Raw genomic sequence first — 20254 nt, forward strand, 5'->3', positions numbered from 1 at the left:
TTATGGCAGTTAACACAGACAAAAATCTTTATACCGTTGTTTTTGCGGCTATAATGGTAGTAGTAGTTGGTTCTGTTTTAGCACTTACAGCTTCTGGCTTAAGTGATAAGATTAAGGAAAACGAACGATTCGAAAAACAACAGAATATTCTTTACGCTATGGGTGTAAATGAAAATGTTGATGAAGGAAGTGTAAATTTTATTCCTGCAGATAAGGTAGAAGAAGAATTTACAAAATATATTAAAGAGCAATTAGTTATTGTTGATGGGGAAGTGTCCAAAGATGATAATGCATATTTAATTGATGTTAAGAAGCAAATCGCTTTAGCAAAAAAAGGTGAAAAAGCTAAACTTCCATTGTTTATTGGGGAAAAAGATGGCAAGAAGTTCTATATCATACCTATGTATGGAAAAGGGCTTTGGGATGCTATTTGGGGTTTTATAGCCTTAGATGCTAATATGGTAGTTCAGGGAGTATACTTTGATCATAAAGGAGAAACTCCGGGATTAGGTGCGAACATTAAACAGCGTTATTTTATGGATGATTTCACAGGAGAAACCATTATGGCTGGTACGCGTTACAGTGGTATAAATGTAGCAAAAGGGAATAATGATCCTACGAACTTAACTAAAGATGATAACGAAGTTGATGCACTTGCGGGGGCAACAATTACAGGTAACGGCGTTTCTGCAATGATTTCAGAAACGATGAAGCTTTACGAAGATTATTTAAAAACTATTAGAGCTAATTAATTATGGGATTACTTTCAAAAAAAGATAGTGGACTGATTTTAGATCCTCTAGCAGATAATAACCCAATTACAATACAGGTACTAGGTATCTGTTCTGCATTGGCAATTACGGCAGAATTAAAAGCTTCCATAGTAATGGCAGTTTCAGTAATGTTTGTTTTAGGTATGGGTAACGTAGTTATTTCTTTAATGAGAAATATCATTCCTTCTAAAATTAGAATTATTGTGCAGCTTGTAGTGGTAGCCGCTTTAGTAATTATAGTAGATCAAGTGTTGAAAGCTTTTGCTTATGAATTGAGTAAAACACTTTCTGTATTCGTGGGACTTATTATTACAAACTGTATCATTATGGGGCGTTTTGAAGCTTTTGCTTTGGCAAACGGGCCTTGGAGATCATTCTTAGATGGTATAGGAAACTCTTTAGGATATGGTTTAATATTAATTATAATAGGCTTCTTTAGAGAGCTTTTAGGATCTGGTACGTTATTAGGTTTTAAAGTTTTAGGAGATCCAATTGCTAAGACTGGTTTGTATGCACTAGGATATGAGAACAACGGTTTTATGTTGCTTTCGCCAATGGCTTTAATTGTTGTTGGTATTATCATTTGGGTACAACGTTCAAGAAACCCAGCTTTAGTAGAAGAAAATTAAGTAGTCATTCCAAGAAAATAGTATTATGTTAGAACATGTAGAATTATTCTTTAAATCCATATTTATTGACAATATGGTATTTGCCACATTCTTGGGGATGTGTTCTTATCTAGCGGTATCTAAAAAGGTTGCTACCGCGGTAGGACTGGGTGCTGCTGTAATTTTTGTATTAGCGGTGACAGTACCTTTAAACTGGTTGTTAGATCAGTATCTATTAAGAGATGGTGCTTTAGTTTGGTTAGGTCCGGAATACGCAGATTACAATCTAAGTTTTTTATCTTTTATTTTATTCATTGCTACCATTGCAACAATGGTACAATTAGTAGAAATAGTAGTAGAAAAATTTTCGCCCTCTTTATATAACTCATTGGGTATATTTTTACCATTAATTGCTGTAAACTGTGCAATTTTAGGAGGGTCTTTATTTATGCAATCTAGAGATATTCAAACCTTAGGATTGGCTTTTAATTATGGTTTAGCTTCCGGTATTGGATGGTTTTTAGCCATTTTAGCGATTGCAGCGATTAGAGAGAAAATTAGGTATTCAAATGTGCCTGCACCATTAAGAGGTTTAGGAATTACATTTATTATTACAGGTTTAATGGCCATTGGCTTTATGAGTTTTGGTGGTATGCTTACTGGTGGTGGAGATGAAGCCGCTGCAGAAGAGCCAACACAAACAGCTGTAAAAGACGATAAGAAATTAAATAAGGAAATTTCAGAAAAAGAAGTTTCTTATAACGAAGTTTTAAATAAATAAGAATGATTTTAGCTACAAGTACAGGTGGAACAATAGCAATTACGGTGATTGCTTTTATGATTCTTTTATTAGTATTGGTTGCATTACTTTTATTTACAAAAGAAAAATTGTCTCCTTCAGGTCCCGTAACAATTACTATCAACGGTGAGAAGAAGATTGAAGTTGGTTCAGGTGGATCGTTATTGTCTACATTAGGAAATCAAAAAATATTTTTACCATCTGCATGTGGTGGTGGTGGAACTTGTATTCAATGTGAATGTCACGTTCTTTCTGGTGGTGGTGAAGCTTTGCCAACAGAAACACCTCACTTCTCAAAAAAAGAACTTTTACATGGTGCTCGTTTAGCGTGTCAGGTAAAGGTTAAGCAGAATATGGATATTACTATTCCGGAAGAAGTATTCGGAATTAAGAAGTGGCCAGCAAAAGTAGTGCGTAATTATAACGTTGCTTCTTTTATTAAGGAATTTGTAGTAGAGATTCCTGAAGATATGAATTACAAAGCAGGGGGGTATATTCAAATTGAAATTCCTGAATGTGAAGTAAAATATGCTGACATAGATATTACAGCACACCCAGAAGAGCATGAAACGCCAGATAAGTTTCAAGCAGAATGGGATAAGTTTAATTTATGGCCTTTGGTAATGAAAAATCCAGAGACTGTAGAAAGAGCATATTCTATGGCTTCTTATCCTGCAGAAGGAAGAGAAATTATGCTTAACGTTCGTATTGCCACCCCGCCATGGGATAGAGCTAAAAACGGATGGATGGATGTAAATCCAGGTGTAGCTTCTTCTTACATTTTTAATTTAAAGCCAGGAGATGATGTAGTAATTTCAGGACCTTATGGAGAATTCTTCATTAATGAGTCCGATGCTGAAATGCTTTACGTTGGTGGTGGTGCAGGTATGGCTCCAATGAGATCTCATTTATACCATCTGTTCAGAACCTTAAAGACTGGTAGAAAAGTAACATATTGGTACGGTGGTCGTTCTAAGAGAGAATTGTTCTATTTAGATCATTTCTATAAATTAGAAAAAGATTTTCCAAACTTTAAATTCTATTTAGCACTTTCTGAGCCAGCACCAGAAGATAACTGGAAAGTTAAAGAAGATGTTGATGCGCCAGGAGATGGTTTTGTTGGATTTATTCACAACTGTGTAATTGATAATTATTTATCTAAGCATGAATCTCCAGAAGATATTGAGCTTTATTTCTGTGGTCCTCCATTAATGAACAAAGCTGTTCAGAAAATGGGTGAAGATTTTGGTATTCCAGATGAGCACATTAGATTCGATGATTTTGGCGGATAAACCATAATATATAGCTAATAATATTTTTATTTTTACTAAAAACCGATATTTTTATATCGGTTTTTTTATTCCTAAACTTTCCTATGACAGCGCTTTCTGAACAAGAATTACATAACTTAGCTATGAATATTGTAGGTAAACAATTAGAAGCAGAAGGCTTTGAGTTTTTATCAGTAAACAGTACGCTTAAAAAAAATCCGCAGTTTGTATGTCTTAAAGAAAAAGTGCTTCATTTTGTTGTTGTGAAAGCTATTGTATTTCCTAATGATCCTAAAGATTTAGATATGGATAATCTGACGAAAATGAAAGATCATGCAGAGAAGTTTGAGGCGTTAACCTATTACGCTGGTGTTGGTTTGGTCAATGCAAAAGATCATAACTTACCAGTTTATTTAAATGAAGATTACGTTGTTGATTATGATGGACTTGTTAAAATTTAGAGTGCCTGCGATTAGTGGGATAGTGGTACTAACCCTTTTTTTAAATTCTTGTGGGGATGTTTTTGTAGAGAATAGGCATACCGGCGCGGCGTTAGGTACTACCTATTCCATTTTATTTTATGATACTGAGGAACTTAATCTAGAAAAAGAAATTGATTCAGTTTTCGCTGCCATGAATCATTCAATGTCTACCTATATTCCAGATTCTGATATTTCTAAAATTAACCGAGGAGATAGTACAGTAGTAGTCGATGAGATGTTTCAAGACGTATTTCAACTATCTAAAGAGATTAATGCGCGTACAGAGGGCTATTTTGACCCTACCGTAGGGGTTTTAGTGAACTCTTGGGGATTTGGTCCTGGACAGCAAATTGAACTTGATAGCGCTAGGGTAGATAGCTTATTGAATTTTGTTGGATTTGGTAAAGTAAGGCTGAATGAGGATAATACCATTTCTAAAATGAACCCAAGTATTATTTTTGATTTTAATGCGATTGCTAAAGGCTATGCTGTAGATCGCTTAGGCGCTTTGCTTGATGCAAAAGGAATTGATAATTACTTGGTAGAAGTAGGAGGGGAGTTAGTGGCTAAAGGTGTGAATAAGATTAAGAATAAAGACTTTGTAGTGGGGATTGATGATCCTCAGGCAAATGATCGTACTACCCCCATTGCTAAAATAAAATTAACGAATAAAGGCCTTGCTTCATCGGGTAATTACAGGCACTTTAGAGAGGATCCTTTAACTGGTGTAAAGTATGTGCATACTGTTGATCCTATTACCGGATATACTAAGAATTCTAATGTTTTAGGGGTGACTATTTTGGGGCCAACCTGTGCGGAAGCAGATGCGTATGCCACTGCTTTTATGGCGATGGATTTAGAGAAGTCTACTAGTTTAATTATAGATAGAGAAGGTTTTGAAGCGCTAATCTTATATATTGATGGTAAAGGTGATGTAAAACAATTTGTAACTAAAGGTTTTGAAAAACTCTATGTTAAATAAGTTTTCTAACTACAGGTAAAATTTCTCCTTTTGCTAAGCGGTACTTGTCGATGGTTTCAGGTTTTAGTTTCGACGTATAATCTACCTCATCTACATGAAATCCTATTTCCCTTAATTTGGTGAAATAATCACGGCCGTATATTCTAACATGGTCATATTGACCAAATATTTTTGCACGCTCTTTTCGGTCGGTTATGGTGTCATCTTCAAAAGTGGTAGCTCTTTTTAAATCTTGCGGTATTTGTAAAACAGCCCATCCGTTAGGTTTTAATATCCTGTAGATTTCTTCCATGGCCTTGGTATCATCAGGGATATGTTCTAAAACATGGTTGCAAAAAATAATATCAAAACTATTATCGGCAAATGGAAGATCACAGATATCTGCTTTTATATCCGCAAGAGGTGAGTCTAAATCTGTGGTTGTATAGTTTAAATTTTCTAAGGCTCTAAAACGCTTGTAAAAGGCTTGTTCTGGAGCAAAATGTAAAACCTTATACTTCTTAGTAAAGAAATCTGTTTCATCTTTTAAATACAGCCATAAGAGTCTGTGACGTTCTAGTGATAACGTAGAGGGTGATAATACATTTTCTCTAGGACTTTCGTAACCATAAGGTAAGAAACGCTTAAAACTTTTTCCATCAATAGGATCTATATATGTATCACCTTTCATGGAAAAAGCCAAAACAGGTCGCGCCAAATAACTTAATTTAATAAGTATTGGTCTTGGTATGGTATTTAAAATATACTTGAAAATTTTTGACACTAATTTATGGGGTTTTCGCTAGTGAAAATGTAGGTGACGCTGCTATTTTTTAATGCGTTTAGATTTTTACTTGTCTAAACTCATCTTCTTCGTTGCTTTCAATACCTAAAGCCTCGTAAATATATTTGAAGGTAGATAAAAGCTCAGGCTTTCCGTTTACTAATGCAATATCGTGTTCAAAATGTGCACTTGGCTTTCCATCGGCCGTTAAAATAGTCCAACCATCTTTCAGTTGTTTTATTCTATGTGTACCTAAATTTGTCATCGGTTCAATAGCGACAACCATTCCTTCTACAAACTTTTTACCACGTCCTCTTTTGCCATAGTTTGGCATTTCTGGATCTTCGTGCATTTTACGACCTAAACCGTGCCCTACTAATTCTCGTACCACACCATACCCGTGATCTTCCGTAAATTTTTGAATAGCATAGCCAACATCGCCAACGCGGTTACCTGCTTTAAATTCTCGGATACCTACATACAGCGATGCTTTGGTAACGTCCAATAATTTTTTTGTTTCAGGAGCTACTTCACCTACTTCAAAAGTATAGGCATGGTCTCCATGAAAATCGTTTTTAAAGGCACCACAGTCAATAGATATAATATCACCTTCTTCTAATGGCGTATTGTTTGGTATACCATGAACAACTTGAGCATTAGGGCTCATGCAAAGAGAATTTGGAAAATCATATAAGCCCAAGAATCCTGGAACAGCACCATGGTCGCGAATAAAAGTTTCTGCTAAAGCATCTAACTGTAAGGTTGTAACACCAGGTTTTACTTCACTGGCAAGCATTCCTAAAGTCTTTGAAACGATTAATGCGCTTTCGCGCATTAATTCTATTTCTTCTGTAGTTTTTACTATAATCATAGATTGCAAATATACATTTTTTGGTACATTTTATACCAATGGTTTCTGGGTCATTGCGGCAGGTTGCGCAACACCCATTAGTTTTAAAATTGTAGGAGCAATATCTCCTAAAACACCATCACTAATTTTAATATGATCTTTATCTACCAATATTAATGGAACAGGATTGGTGGTGTGTGCGGTGTTAGGACTGCCATCAGGATTAATCATAGTTTCGCAGTTTCCATGGTCTGCTATAACAATGCTAGAATATCCGTTTTTTAAACCAGCGGTAACAACAGCTTCTGCACAACTATCTACTACCTCACAAGCTTTAATAGCGGCTTCCATAACTCCCGTATGGCCAACCATATCAGGATTAGCAAAATTCAAACATACAAAATCAGCATCACCTTTTTCTAACTCTGGAATAATAGCATCTCTAATTTCATAGGCACTCATTTCTGGTTGAAGATCATAAGTGGCAACTTTAGGAGATGGGCACAGTAATCTTTCTTCTCCTTCAAAAGGTGTTTCACGACCTCCATTAAAGAAAAATGTTACATGTGGGTATTTTTCTGTTTCAGCAATTCTAATTTGCTTTTTACCAGCTTCAGATAAAACTTCACCTAAAGTCTTTTCAATATTATCTTTATCATACACTACATGAATGTTTTTATAAGCATCATTGTAGTTTGTCATAGTTACATAGTATAAATCTAGCTTGTGCATGTTTTGTTCATGCATATCTACTTGACTAAGTACTTCTGTAAGTTCGCGACCACGGTCTGTTCTAAAGTTAAAAAAGATTAAAACATCGCCATTTTCAATTTTAGCAATTGGCGTATGATCCGCGTTGGTAGCTACAATTGGTTTGATAAACTCATCCGTAACATCAGCATCGTAATTTTTTTGCAATTCTGCTGCGATATCATTGGTTTTAGTACCAGTATTGTTAACTAAAAGGTCATAAGCTAACTTAATACGTTCCCAACGCTTATCTCTATCCATAGCATAATAGCGCCCTATAACCGTCGCTATTTTTGCTTTTTTGTCTGCGCAAAATTCATTGATAGCAGTAACGTATCCTTTTCCACTTTTTGGATCTACATCCCTACCATCTGTAAAAGCATGAATAAATACCTTGTCAAGCTCGTAGGCTTCACTCGCTTTTATCAATCCTTTTAAATGTGAGGTGTGGCTATGAACACCACCGTCACTTAGAAGACCTACGAAGTGTACAGGCTTGTTGTTTTCTTTTGCGTATAAAAAAGCCTCTTTTAATACTTTTTCATCCTTAAGCGTATCTTCTTTAACCGCTTTATTTATTTTGGCTAAATCTTGGTATACAATTCTACCCGCACCCAAGTTCATATGACCAACTTCACTGTTGCCCATTTGTCCTTCAGGAAGACCAACGTTCATACCATCAGTAAGTAAGTTGGCATTGGAATATTCTTTTTGAATACGGTCTATAAAAGGAGTGTTTGCATTATCTACAGCTGAAACTTTTGGATTAGGAGATTTACCCCATCCATCCAAAATCATCAATATTACTTTCTTATTCATCGGACTAATTATTTGTTGCCTCAAAAATAAGATGAAATGCCAGTATATGCTAGAAAATAAAGCTTCTTTTTACAATGTTAAAATTGTCTAAAAGGAAGTGCTTTAAAAATGGGTAAATGTTAAATAATTGTTATTTAGGCTTTTGAGGTGAAACAATCTCCATGCAACGTCGTCTATTCAGTATAATCAAAATATACATTCATCAATATCAAAAAATCAACATCATGAAAAAATCAATCGTAATTGCAGTGCTAGGTCTTACATTAATTAGTACAAGCGCTAAAGCAGAAACTATTTTAAATTCTTCTCCTGAGACAACTATTAACATTAAAAAAATTACAGGATTAAGTTCTTTTTGTAATGCTATTTTAAAGGGAGATATTCAAACCGTTAAAAGCATGATTTCTTTAGGGGAAGATGTAAACGAAAAATCATTAGGAATGACCCCTGCTATTTTTGCAGCACGTTACAATCGTGCTGAGATTTTGGAAGTTCTTATTGAAAACGGAGCAGATATCACGGTGAAATGTGACAGAGGTAGAAGTATTAAAAAACACGCAGAACAATCTGGAGCTATTGATGCTTTAGAAGTAATTGAAGCGCATTCTAAAAAGAAATAGCATACAGCTTAATTTCAAGAAAATTAAAAAGCCCTCTAAAATTTAATTTTAGAGGGCTTTTTTTAAGTTTACTTCTTCTAGTGTTCAAGTAAAAGAGCTGCTTTTTAAAATCTGAATCCGTTTATTGCACGATATGCAAATGCATAAAGGGCCATAGAGATCATTAATACAGAGAATAATGAATAGATCTTCAGTAAAACTACAATAAATATAGGTCTACAATTTTCAAAAGCTTCTAAGTAAACATTTCTGAAATGTAATAGTGTACCCATATAGTTTCATTTAAATGTTTATAAATCAAAGCTATAAGGATTAAGCGTAGTGTAAAAGTTTGGGTTTTACAAAGCTAATAAAATATTGCACAAATGCGTTGTTCTTTAAATATATTAGATGAAATGCACTATTCCTATTCTTGGTATTTTTCGATTGCTGCTTTTATCTTTTCAATTCTATTGGCCGGATCAGGGTGTGTACTTTGAAATTCAGGAACACGGTTTGGACCGCCAGCAGCTTTTAGAATTTCCATTACTTTTATCATTTCGTAAGGGTCATAACCTGCTTTGATCATGAAAAGCACTCCTAATTCATCACTTTCTAGTTCGTCATTTCTTCCGTTTTTTAGTAACGTGTTTTGTCCAATACTTCCCACAATGCTACCCATATCTCCTGCACCTACTGTTGCACCCATTGTTGCAGTTTGCCAGGTCTGAGAATCTGCAATACGTTCTGCAGAATGACGGCCAATTACATGGCCAATCTCATGCCCCATAACACCAGCAAGCTGTGCTTCATTTAATTGTGAAAATAAGGCGTAGGTAATAAAACATTGTCCTCCAGGTAACGCAAAAGCATTTATGGTTTGATCATCAGAAAGCAAGTGAAAGTCATACTGATAAGGGGTGTCTTTAGCAATACTATTATTCACCAAGCGGTTTCCTACTTTTTTCACAAAGGTTTGTAATTTTTCATCAGGATATAAACCGCCATGTTGTTGCGCCATTCCCGGTGCGCTTTGTAGTCCAATGGCAATTTCTTGATCGGAAGTCATCGTGATGTGTTGCTCTCTCCCTGTATATGGATTCTCTTCTGTATTGCTGCATTTTTTTATAAATGCAAAGGCTACAATAGCTACGCCTATGAATATTCTAATTTTCCAATTACCTCTTTTCATGGTTAGTGTTTTAGTAATTATTATAAGTTATGTAAATGCTAAAGAAGTTTAGAATTTATGTCTAAGACATTATCTGTTATGTACGTTCTTAAAAATCCAGAAGTGAAATGTTCACTTCCAAGAAAATCCTCATCTTTATAAATTTGGAGTAAATTTTTACTACGGAAAGTTTCTAACATAGGTATCGAAATAGGGGCGTAGCTATAATGCCAAGGCTCATATTTAAATCCTCTTCTTTTTTTATCATCCGTATAGACCAAATAAAAACCAAATTTCTCTGAATTTTCATCCATCCACTTTTTGAAATCTGCAAAAGGCTGTCCTTCGCCATACTTTGAAGGGACCAAAACATCTCCGCTTACTTTTTGGTAGCCATCAATTACATCAATGTCGGTACCCCAATGATGTCTGCTAGTTCCTGGAATTGTAGAATATTCTATAATTTTAGATATTGCGTCAAGCGGCGCCATACCGGCATCCGTATACTTGATAAACTTGTTTTCGAAAATTACTTGTTGGCGATCAAAACTACGGTAGCTAGAAACAATTTTTAAATCGATACCGCCCGTATAAGCAGCCCTTTTCATTTCTATAAAGGCGTCATGAGCTTCTTTTCTTAAGTTAATGCCTTTACCGTACAATTTTACATCACTTTTGCCCATCAACTCTAAAATAGAATATTCTACATCTTTATCTTGAGCAAACGTTATGGAAGGCGCTAATGCTAACGCAAGGCCTGATGCTGTTGTTTTTTTTATAAATGATCTTCTCTGCATTTCTATATTTTTTTAAACATTACATAATGTTCCCCAACTAAGGGTATTTCAAATATCGGACCAACTTTATGATATCCTAGATTGGTGTAAAAGCCAACAGCCGAAACTCTTGCATTCATCCAAACAGTAGTTTTTTCTTTTTTCTTTAATAGTTCTTCTCCAAATAGTAATAACTGCTTGCCAAAACCATGACCGTGGTATTCGTCTAAAACCGCCATTCCTCTTAATTGTGCGGCCTCAGTGAATTTGTGATCTGCGTGGTTTGTGTTGTAAAACGATGCAACAGCTACCAGCTTATCTTCTAAAAATCCGCCTACATGAAAAGTATCTGACAACTCATCACCAGCTAACATACAAGTGGCAATAGGTCTCCCTTTTCTTAAAACGGGATGGCGTACCGGATAAGTTTCTTCTGCTGTTATCAATTTAGATACTAAAGTAGTAACGGTATTTTTGCCCATTATTGTCTTTTAGGAATGCTAAAATAAAGATACAAGTTCTTATTTCAATACCCTAAAATTAATTATTTAAGTAAAGATATCCTTGATGAGTCATTTTAAGATCTTTTAAATCCACCACATAAAAATAGATGCCATCAGGGAGCCCTATATTTTTGTTGACAGTAAAACTAGTGTTAGCTTTACCGCTAAATAAATTTTTGTAGTTATCTTCTCGGTATACCACGCGACCCCATCGGTTGTAAATTTCAAGTGTATTGTTTGGAGAAAGAGCGACTGCTTCGAGTACAAAAAAGTCATTTATCCCATCATTATTAGGGGAAACCATATAATTGTCTAGTTGTATACTTTCTCTGCTTAAACTTTCCCCAAATGTAATTATCTCGTAATTACTTGGTAAAAATGTTGTAGAAGTTATACTTCCTGAGTTTGTGTTTCCTGTAAAGTTTATGTTCCCTAGGTCTACCCATATTTCTTCTGAAGTATCCCAGCCAACCACTCTTAGATCTTCTATACGATCAACAACACTGGAAATTGCACTGTCCGAATCCCAAGTTAGGGTTACAGTAGAAGGTACACTACTATCTAAGTCCCAAAATTCATACGTACTTATGCGTAACAAAATATCACTTTTTACATTCGTGTTAAAACCTTTATTAATTATAGAGGGCGTATTAGGGTTCTCATAGAAATAAGCAGCTTTTGCTATACTATTTGTACTGTTTGAATTTAATTCAATAGAACGCAACTTATTTGCGATTCCTGTTGGAAATATAAAATTTTGTTTATTGGATAATGCGGCATAACCATCCACTTTTGTTTGAGAGGTTTCACCCGTGTAGAAGGCGTTATTAAAATACTCTAAAGTAATGTCTAATTGATTTCTAGGTGTTATCACGTTCCCAATTATAAAATTGCTATTACTAGTAATACCAACGCCTACTTCCAAATTTAAATGGTTAGTAACCACTATTTCGGCATCCTTAAAAATTGGTCTAAAAGCTCCAGAGATTGTAAGGTCGTCAGTACTGTAAAATCCGGCAAGTCCTACATTTTCATCAAAAGAACCATTATTTATTAAATTATCATGAAAGCCTATGCTTCCACCTTCGTGAATTTTTAATGCACCAAAATTCTGCACTTGTTCTTGGCTAACAACAACTGCAGTATTTAGGGCTAATAGGAAATAAAATATTCTTACTTTCTCCATGCGATTTCAATTAATGCTTGTGGAAATACCACCAATAGACCATTACAGTATACTCTTAAGTAATCACCTTCATTTACATCTATATCTGTGGAATTGTTATGATTACCTTCTTGTCCAGAAATGTTTAATGTTAGAATGTCGCCTGTAAGTCCATTTTTTCTCACTTCAATAGACCAACCGGCTGCTAAAATAGAACCACTTTGAGCGGTAATTGCTGTGATTGTTGCATCTCTGACTAAGCGAATACCACTGGCGCCAATGTATGCTGTACTCAATGCGGAAACGGTAGATTCCCAATTAAGCAAGGTTCTGTCTACACTCAACCATTTTGCTCTAGTAGCGTCGTAGGTGTATAAAATACCATCATCACCCATGAATAGTTGACCGGCATCAGTACCCGTTGGTGTGCTAGCACTCGGTTTAATACGTAAAGGAACTCCAGTACTTTCAATATCTAGTTGGGCTTTAGGTGTATTAGTGTTAATGCCAATGCTGCCTGACGACGATATTCTAAAATGTTCAATATCATTGGTTTTAAATACCAAGTCATTAAGATCTACGGTTCCAATAAAATTTGACGCGCCCATATCAGAATTTCCTGAGGTGGACCAATAATCTAAAGCTCCGGTTTGGAACCTCAGCACTTTAGAAAAACTACCTGAAATATTCAAGTAAATATGTTTGTCATCAGAATTGTAGAGTATAGCACCTTCAGTTGGATTTATTACTGCTGCCATTTCTGCAGAAGTGGCTTTGGTTAGTCCAAGTAGGTATCTACCATCTATCTGGGCACTCGTGGTAAGTGAGTATGTGATAAAAATTAAGAAAAGGGTTAGTTTTTTCATTTGGTTGGTTTTAAAAGTCTAAAATTGTAAACATGAATTCCGAATCAAATCTGATTCTTTCTCCGCCTCCATTATCATTATCCCCTATAATGACATCAAAGCTTGTTGTTGTTTGGTTACTGTAAGAAATACCGGGGTCATCATTACCTTCTCCCGCTCTTCCTGGCTGTGATAATTGAATAATATAATTGGCATCAGTTGTGGCTCCAACGGGTAGCGTAACGGTATAATGACCAGTATTTAAATTTTTTGTTATAATCACACCAGTAGTCGCTTTAAGAATGCTTCCATCTGCTGCAATTTTCCCGATAGCTTTGATGGGGCTGCTGTTAGCTCCTGCGTTAACTAAAGCGGGATCTATCCATGCGGTTCCTGTTGCGGTGGAGGTTAAAACTTGACCAGCAGTTCCAGCAGAATTACTCGTATCGGTTAAAGTACCTTCAAGTTCTAGAGATTGGGTAATTATAACATGTGTATTTCCTGTTGATGGTTCGTCAATAATTATGGCATCATTACCGCCAACAGAGAATCCTATTTCATCTGCTGCTCTTCGGTACATTCCTGTATTGGTGTCACCAGAAAATCTGAAGGCAGGTTCGTTGGCATTACCGTCCGAATTTAAAAATCCTTGAGAACGGATAGCTCCTGTAACTTGCAATTTATTATCAGGCGTATTAGTTCCTATTCCAAATCTATTATTGCTGGCATCGAAAAAAACTTGTCCATTATTCTCCGTTGGGCTTCCATCGGAACCTGCAAAAAATAATGACCCTTCCGTTCCAGTGTGTTGTAAGGTGCTTGAGTCAACCCAGACCACAGCACCTGTACCATTTGTAATAAGTGTTTGATTATTGCTTCCAGGATTTATTTTGGCGGTGGTTACCGCATTTGCTTTTATTTCTAAAGTAACATCACCTAACAAGGCATTCGTATCGCCACCTACGACTAAATCAGTTGAGGAAATATCACCGTTTCCAGAAATACCACCTACTTGTGCATCAACATAGGTTTTAACGGCCTGTTCTGTTGGGAAGTCTACATCAGAATTATCAGCTAAGGTACCATCGGTAGATTTGTTAGCGGTGTTTTCTTTGTCGGTTCCTAGTGCTGTAATTGCCGTAGCGTTTGTTGTTTCAGCATTGGTAGCTCTAGTTACTTCATTAGCAATGGCAGTTATGTTCGCCGCAATCTCCGTATCGTTGCTAGAAATATTGTTTGCGTTTGTTGTTTCAGCAGCAGTCGCTCTGGTTACTTCATTAGCAATAGCGGTAGTATTTTCGGTAATATCATCGGACTCTTCTAAAGCTGATAAGTCTACCGTTACTTCTGTGGTTCCTTCTTTGATGGCTAAAACACTAGAGGCATTTAAAGTAGCATCGGTGATATCATCATCCTGACTTACGGCACCTACTTGTGCATCAACATAGGTTTTAACTGCTTGTTCTGTTGGGAAGTCTACATCGGAATTATCAGCTAACGTACCATCGGTAGATTTGTTAGCGGTGTTTTCTTTGTCGGTTCCTAGTGCTGTAATTGCCGTAGCGTTTACTGTTTCAGCAGTAGTCGCTCTTGTTACTTCATTAGAAATGGCAGTTGCGTTGGCCGTCTCAGCCGCTGTCGCTCTAGTCACTTCATTAGCAATAGCGGTAGTATTTGCAGTAATATCATTGGACTCTTCTAAAGCTGATAAGTCTACCGTTACTTCTGTAGTTCCTTCTTTGATGGCTAAAACACTAGAAGCATTTAAAGTAGCATCGGTGATATCATCATCTTGACTTACGGCACCTACTTGTGCATCAACATAGGTTTTAACTGCTTGTTCTGTTGGGAAGTCCACATCAGAATTATCTACTAAAGTTCCATCGGTAGATTTGTTAGCGGTGTTTTCTTTGTCTGTTCCTAGTGAGGCAATTGCAGTTATGTTCGCCGCAATCTCCGTATCGTTGCTAGAAATATTGTTTGTATTTGCTGTTTCTGCATTGGTAGCTCTGGTCACTTCGTTAGAAATGGCAGTTGTATTTGCTGTTTCAGCAGCTGTCGCTCTAGTCACTTCGTTAGCAATAGCGGTAGTATTTGCGGTAATATCATTGGACTCTTCTAGTGCTGATAAGTCTACCGTTACTTCTGTAGTTCCTTCCTGGATGGCTAAAATGCTAGAGGCGTTTAAAGTAGCATCGGTGATGTCGTCATCTTGACTTACAGCACCTACTTGTGCATCAACATAGGTTTTAACGGCCTGTTCTGTTGGGAAGTCTACATCAGAATTATCAGCTAACGTACCATCGGTCGATTTGTTAGCGGTGTTTTCTTTGTCCGTTCCTAGTGCTGTAATTGCAGTTATGTTCGCCGCAATCTCCGTATCGTTGCTAGAAATATTATTTGCATTTGCTGTTTCTGCATCGGTAGCTCTGGTCACTTCGTTGGAAATTGCCGTAGTATTTGCTGTAATATCATCGGACTCTTCTAAAGCTGATAAGTCTACCGTTACTTCTGTAGTTCCTTCTTTGATGGCTAAAACACTAGAGGCGTTTAAAGTAGCATCGGTGATGTCGTCATCTTGACTTACAGCACCTACTTGTGCATCAACATAGGTTTTAACCGCTTGTTCTGTTGGGAAGTCTACATCAGAATTATCAGCTAACGTACCATCGGTAGATTTGTTAGCGGTGTTTTCTTTGTCGGTTCCTAGTGAGGCAATTGCCGTAGCGTTTGTTGTTTCGGCATCGGTAGCTCTAATCACTTCGTTAGAAATATTGTTTGTATTTGCTGTTTCTGCATTGGTAGCTCTAGTCACTTCGTTAGCAATAGCGGTAGTATTTGCGGTAATATCATCGGACTCTTCTAAAGCTGATAAATCCACCGTTACTTCTGTGGTTCCTTCTTTGATGGCTAGAACACTAGAGGCGTTTAAAGTAGCATCGGTGATATCATCATCTTGACTTACGGCACCTACTTGTGCATCAACATAGGTTTTAACCGCTTGTTCTGTTGGGAAGTCTACATCAGAATTATCTACTAATGTACCATCGGTCGATTTGTTAGCAGTGTTTTCTTTGTCCGTTCCTAGTGAGGCAATTGCAGTTATGTTCGCCGCAATCTCCGTATCGTTGCTAGAAATATTATTTGCATTTGCTGTTTCTGCATTGGTAGCTCTGGTCACTTCATTAGCAATAGCGGTAGTATTTGCTGTTTCTGCATTGGTAGCCCTAGTCACTTCATTAGAAATGGCAGTTGCGTTTGCTGTTTCAGCCGTTGTCGCTCTAGTCACTTCATTAGCAATAGCGGTAGTATTTGCGGTAATATCATCGGACTCTTCTAAAGCTGATAAATCCACCGTTACTTCTGTAGTTCCTTCTTTGATGGCTAAAACACTAGAGGCGTTTAAAGTAGCATCGGTAATATCATCATCTTGACTTACAGCACCTACTTGTGCATCAACATAGGTTTTTACAGCCTGTTCTGTTGGGAAGTCTACATCAGAATTATCTACTAAAGTTCCATCGGTAGATTTGTTAGCGGTGTTTTCTTTGTCCGTTCCTAGTGCTGCAATTGCAGTTATGTTCGCCGCAATCTCCGTATCGTTGCTAGAAATATTGTTTGTATTTGCTGTTTCTGCATCGGTAGCTCTAGTCACTTCGTTAGCAATAGCGGTAGTATTTGCAGTAATATCATCGGACTCTTCTAAAGCTGATAAATCCACCGTTACTTCTGTAGTTCCTTCCTGGATGGCTAAAATGCTAGAGGCATTTAAAGTAGCATCGGTGATATCATCATCTTGACTTACAGCACCTACTTGTGCATCAACATAGGTTTTTACAGCCTGTTCTGTTGGGAAGTCTACATCAGAATTATCAGCTAATGTACCATCGGTAGATTTGTTAGCGGTGTTTTCTTTGTCGGTTCCCAGTGATGCAATTGCCGTTGTGTTCGTAGCAATCTCCGTATCGTTGCTAGAAATATTATTTGCATTTGCTGTTTCTGCATCGGTAGCTCTAGTCACTTCGTTAGCAATAGCCGTAGTATTTGCAGTAATATCATCGGACTCTTCTAAAGCTGATAAGTCTACCGTTACTTCTGTAGATCCTTCTTTGATGGCTAAAACACTAGAGGCGTTTAAAGTAGCATCGGTGATATCATCATCTTGACTTACAGCACCTACTTGTGCATCAACATAGGTTTTAACGGCCTGTTCTGTTGGGAAGTCTACATCAGAATTATCCGCCAAAGTACCATCGGTAGATTTGTTAGCGGTGTTTTCTTTGTCCGTTCCCAGTGATGCAATTGCCGTTGTGTTCGCCGCAATCTCCGTATCGTTGCTAGAAATATTATTTGCATTTGCTGTTTCTGCATTGGTAGCTCTGGTCACTTCGTTGGAAATGGCAGTTGCGTTTGCCGTCTCAGCCGCTGTCGCTCTGGTCACTTCATTAGCAATTGCCGTAGTATTTGCAGTAATATCATCGGACTCTTCTAAAGCTGATAAGTCTACCGTTACTTCTGTAGTTCCTTCCTGGATGGCTAAAATGCTAGAGGCATTTAAAGTAGCATCGGTGATATCATCATCTTGACTTACAGCACCTACTTGTGCATCAACATAGGTTTTAACCGCTTGTTCTGTTGGGAAGTCTACATCAGAATTATCCGCCAAAGTACCATCGGTAGATTTGTTAGCGGTGTTTTCTTTGTCCGTTCCCAGTGATGCAATTGCCGTTGTGTTCGCCGCAATCTCCGTATCGTTGCTAGAAATATTATTTGCATTTGCTGTTTCTGCATTGGTAGCTCTGGTCACTTCGTTGGAAATGGCAGTTGCGTTTGCCGTCTCAGCCGCTGTCGCTCTGGTCACTTCATTAGCAATTGCCGTAGTATTTGCAGTAATATCATCGGACTCTTCTAATGCTGATAAGTTAACCGTTACTTCTGTAGTTCCTTCTTTGATGGCTAAAACACTAGAGGCATTTAAAGTAGCATCGGTGATATCATCATCTTGACTTACAGCACCTACTTGTGCATCAACATAGGTTTTAACTGCTTGTTCTGTTGGGAAGTCTACATCGGAATTATCAGCTAACGTACCATCGGTAGATTTGTTAGCGGTGTTTTCTTTGCCATCTAATAAAGTAGTAAAATTGGTGGTATTTGTATTGATGTCATTTTGTAGAGCAACAATTGCACTGTCAGTTTCTTTTTTTATGAAGTCAATTGCTTCCTGTACATTGGATGCGGTGATCCCTGAAATATTATTATTATAACTGTTACTGTTTGCAGCAGTATTTATCAAAAGTGTTGTAGTACTGTTGCTAAAGGTATAGGTGCCGTCACTATTATCTATTAGGTTTGCTTTTTCTATGCGTGCATCGATACCATTTTCATCGGAATAAGTAAAACTACCATCATTATTATCGGTTAAGCTTGTAATTGTTTGACCACCGGTAATATCAATACATAGACTGGTCCATATATTGTTTCGGTATTGGTATAAACAGTCTTCGTCGGTATTGTAGGCTAATGCGCCATTAATAGGGGTAATAGCATTCATCTCCGCGTTTGTGATACGGGTAACTACTAAAACTTTTGAATTGCTTTCTAATTCTAAAATTGAATTTGAATCAATATTATTAATATGGTCACCAATTTTTACCTGTCCATAGGAGGAGAGGACCAGACTTAGAAATAGAACTAAGGGGGATAAAACTTTCATAGTGGGTTGTGTTTTCTCGTAAAACTACCAAACATTTATACCAATGAAAGGATATTTGTTGTGAAATGTAGTATTTCGTCTGTCAAATAAGTAGTTTTAACGTATAACTTTGTAGGTTTTATCTGTAATATATTTATTTTTAGCTAAAATAGTCGCTAAAAAAATCCCATTATCTTTCTTAAGAAAATGGGATGCTATTTTAAATACTAGTGTACTCTGAATGTTTAATAAGTAGGCTGTGCTAAGTATAAGAAGCCTTGAAACTCATAGCCTAGATCATACATATTTACAATGTAAAAGTAGATGCCTGAAGGTAAGCCTGCGTCTCTTTGAATCACATTATTATCTACATTAGAAATTCCAGCAAATTCATTGGTGTAATTTTCTTGTCTAAACACTAGAAGACCGTTACGATCATATAACTTTAATTCATTCTGACTAGATAATTCTAACTCTTCAATAACTAGTACATCATTAATACCATCGCCATTAGGAGATAAATAGAAATTATCAATAGTTAAACGATCTTGAGGTACCAATAAACTACCAATAGTAATAATCTCATAGTCGTCCGGTAAAAATTCTTCAGAAGTAATAATTCCATTTTCACTATCCCCACTTACTACGGTATTGCCTAGAATATCCCATTTTTGTTCTGTTTTGTTCCAGCCTACAACCAATAGGTTTTCAATAACTTCTGTTAAGGTGTTTATGGCACTTCTACTATTCCAAGAAATGGTAACGGTAGAAGGGACGCTACTTTCCAAACGCCAAAATTCTTGTGTATTGATTAAGCTTAATTGTCGGTCTTTATCACCTGTATCAAACGTTTGTGTGAATGATAAGGGTGCATTCGGGTTCTCAAAAAAGTAGGCGCATTTTGCGGTTAAGTTTATGCTATTGCTATTTAGAATTAATGGACGCAATTGAAACTCGTCTCCAATAGGGAACTGATAGGTTTGTTGATTGGTAATTAAAGCATATCCGTTTATTTTAGACATATTGCTCTCACCATTGTGCATGGCATTATCTAAAAGTCCAAAATAGATAGCTTCTAATGATTTTTGAGTCATGATATCACCAGCAACAAAATTTACGTTGTTGGTAGCATTGGCCGCAATGTTTAAGGTAACACCACTGCTTGCAAATATTTCAAAATCATAAAAGATGGGAGATACTGTTCCTTGGATATTTAAAAAACGGGAACCGTAAAAGCCTACCAAACCTAAGTTTTGATCAAAGGGCGCATTATTGATAAAGTTGGTATGAAAACCCACCTCGGCACTATCATGTATTTGCATGCCACCGGTATGATTTAATGCCGTTTGTGCGTGACTTGACAGACCAACAAATAAGAAAAGGATGTAGTGTAAGTACTTCAT

The 20254-nt window shown here is 36.7% G+C and carries 18 protein-coding genes; 7 read left to right on the forward strand and 11 right to left on the reverse strand.

Annotation, left to right across the window (positions count from 1 at the left end; translation table 11 throughout):
- Positions 1–2: 2 nt before the first annotated feature.
- The 6 genes from M666_RS08645 (at position 3) to M666_RS08670 (ending at position 4915) form a co-directional block, all read left to right on the forward strand.
- Positions 3–752 (forward strand): Na(+)-translocating NADH-quinone reductase subunit C, encoded by a 750-nt coding sequence (locus M666_RS08645; protein ID WP_024481666.1) that lies wholly within the window; start codon positions 3–5, stop codon positions 750–752.
- Positions 753–754: 2 nt separating this feature from the next.
- Positions 755–1402, forward strand: coding sequence for an NADH:ubiquinone reductase (Na(+)-transporting) subunit D (locus M666_RS08650; RefSeq protein WP_024481665.1), 648 nt, complete (start codon positions 755–757; stop codon positions 1400–1402).
- 25 nt (positions 1403–1427) lie between these two features.
- Positions 1428–2162, forward strand: a complete 735-nt coding sequence (gene nqrE / locus M666_RS08655) for an NADH:ubiquinone reductase (Na(+)-transporting) subunit E (RefSeq protein ID WP_029447025.1) — start codon at positions 1428–1430, stop codon at positions 2160–2162.
- A 2-nt stretch (positions 2163–2164) separates the two neighbouring features.
- Entirely contained in the window at positions 2165–3472 is a 1308-nt protein-coding gene (gene nqrF / locus M666_RS08660) for an NADH:ubiquinone reductase (Na(+)-transporting) subunit F (RefSeq protein ID WP_024481663.1), read from the forward strand.
- A gap of 83 nt (positions 3473–3555) precedes the next feature.
- On the forward strand, positions 3556–3912 hold the full coding sequence (locus M666_RS08665) for a DUF8840 domain-containing protein (RefSeq protein ID WP_029447024.1): 357 nt from the start codon (positions 3556–3558) through the stop codon (positions 3910–3912).
- Positions 3869–4915, forward strand: a complete 1047-nt coding sequence (locus M666_RS08670; protein ID WP_226989965.1) for an FAD:protein FMN transferase — start codon at positions 3869–3871, stop codon at positions 4913–4915. Before M666_RS08665 ends, M666_RS08670 begins: the two co-directional genes overlap by 44 nt.
- On the opposite strand, the gene M666_RS08675 is transcribed toward M666_RS08670, so the two are convergent.
- The 3 genes from M666_RS08675 to gpmI are packed head-to-tail and all read right to left on the reverse strand — an operon-like array spanning position 4908 to position 8097.
- On the reverse strand, positions 4908–5678 hold the full coding sequence (locus M666_RS08675) for a class I SAM-dependent methyltransferase (RefSeq protein WP_029447022.1): 771 nt from the start codon (positions 5676–5678) through the stop codon (positions 4908–4910). The genes M666_RS08670 and M666_RS08675 overlap by 8 nt on opposite strands.
- A 58-nt stretch (positions 5679–5736) precedes the next feature.
- The gene (gene map, locus M666_RS08680; RefSeq protein ID WP_029447021.1) at positions 5737–6549 is read right to left on the reverse strand and encodes a type I methionyl aminopeptidase; all 813 of its coding nucleotides are present in this window, start codon (positions 6547–6549) and stop codon (positions 5737–5739) included.
- 30 nt (positions 6550–6579) lie between these two features.
- Positions 6580–8097: a 2,3-bisphosphoglycerate-independent phosphoglycerate mutase gene (gpmI, locus tag M666_RS08685; RefSeq protein ID WP_029447020.1), complete on the reverse strand. Its 1518-nt coding sequence runs from the start codon at positions 8095–8097 to the stop codon at positions 6580–6582.
- Between the two features lie 224 nt (positions 8098–8321).
- On the opposite strand from gpmI, the gene M666_RS08690 reads away from it, so the two are divergent.
- A complete protein-coding gene (locus M666_RS08690; protein ID WP_025615810.1) occupies positions 8322–8717 on the forward strand; it encodes an ankyrin repeat domain-containing protein in 396 nt (131 codons plus the stop codon).
- A 104-nt stretch (positions 8718–8821) separates the two neighbouring features.
- On the opposite strand, the gene M666_RS20850 is transcribed toward M666_RS08690, so the two are convergent.
- The 8 genes from M666_RS20850 to M666_RS08725 form a co-directional block, all read right to left on the reverse strand.
- The gene (locus M666_RS20850; RefSeq protein ID WP_306413732.1) at positions 8822–8989 is read right to left on the reverse strand and encodes a DUF6747 family protein; all 168 of its coding nucleotides are present in this window, start codon (positions 8987–8989) and stop codon (positions 8822–8824) included.
- A gap of 134 nt (positions 8990–9123) precedes the next feature.
- Positions 9124–9888, reverse strand: a complete 765-nt coding sequence (locus M666_RS08695) for a M48 family metalloprotease (protein WP_029447019.1) — start codon at positions 9886–9888, stop codon at positions 9124–9126.
- A 38-nt stretch (positions 9889–9926) separates the two neighbouring features.
- Entirely contained in the window at positions 9927–10664 is a 738-nt protein-coding gene (locus tag M666_RS08700) for a M15 family metallopeptidase (protein WP_029447018.1), read from the reverse strand.
- 2 nt (positions 10665–10666) lie between these two features.
- Positions 10667–11125 carry a GNAT family N-acetyltransferase gene (locus M666_RS08705; protein ID WP_024481654.1) on the reverse strand — a complete coding sequence of 153 codons (459 nt, stop codon included), beginning with the start codon at positions 11123–11125 and terminating at the stop codon, positions 10667–10669.
- A 58-nt stretch (positions 11126–11183) separates the two neighbouring features.
- Complete coding sequence (locus M666_RS08710; RefSeq protein WP_029447017.1) at positions 11184–12332, reverse strand: T9SS type B sorting domain-containing protein; 1149 nt, start codon at positions 12330–12332, stop codon at positions 11184–11186.
- The gene (locus M666_RS08715; protein ID WP_029447016.1) at positions 12320–13177 is read right to left on the reverse strand and encodes a hypothetical protein; all 858 of its coding nucleotides are present in this window, start codon (positions 13175–13177) and stop codon (positions 12320–12322) included. Before M666_RS08715 ends, M666_RS08710 begins: the two co-directional genes overlap by 13 nt.
- A gap of 10 nt (positions 13178–13187) precedes the next feature.
- A complete protein-coding gene (locus M666_RS08720; protein ID WP_039325494.1) occupies positions 13188–18872 on the reverse strand; it encodes a beta strand repeat-containing protein in 5685 nt (1894 codons plus the stop codon).
- A gap of 224 nt (positions 18873–19096) precedes the next feature.
- Positions 19097–20254 carry a T9SS type B sorting domain-containing protein gene (locus tag M666_RS08725; RefSeq protein ID WP_029447014.1) on the reverse strand — a complete coding sequence of 386 codons (1158 nt, stop codon included), beginning with the start codon at positions 20252–20254 and terminating at the stop codon, positions 19097–19099.

Origin of the sequence: Cellulophaga baltica 18 (assembly GCF_000468615.2) — a bacterium.
In the GTDB taxonomy this organism is placed as follows: Bacteria; Bacteroidota; Bacteroidia; order Flavobacteriales; family Flavobacteriaceae; genus Cellulophaga; species Cellulophaga baltica.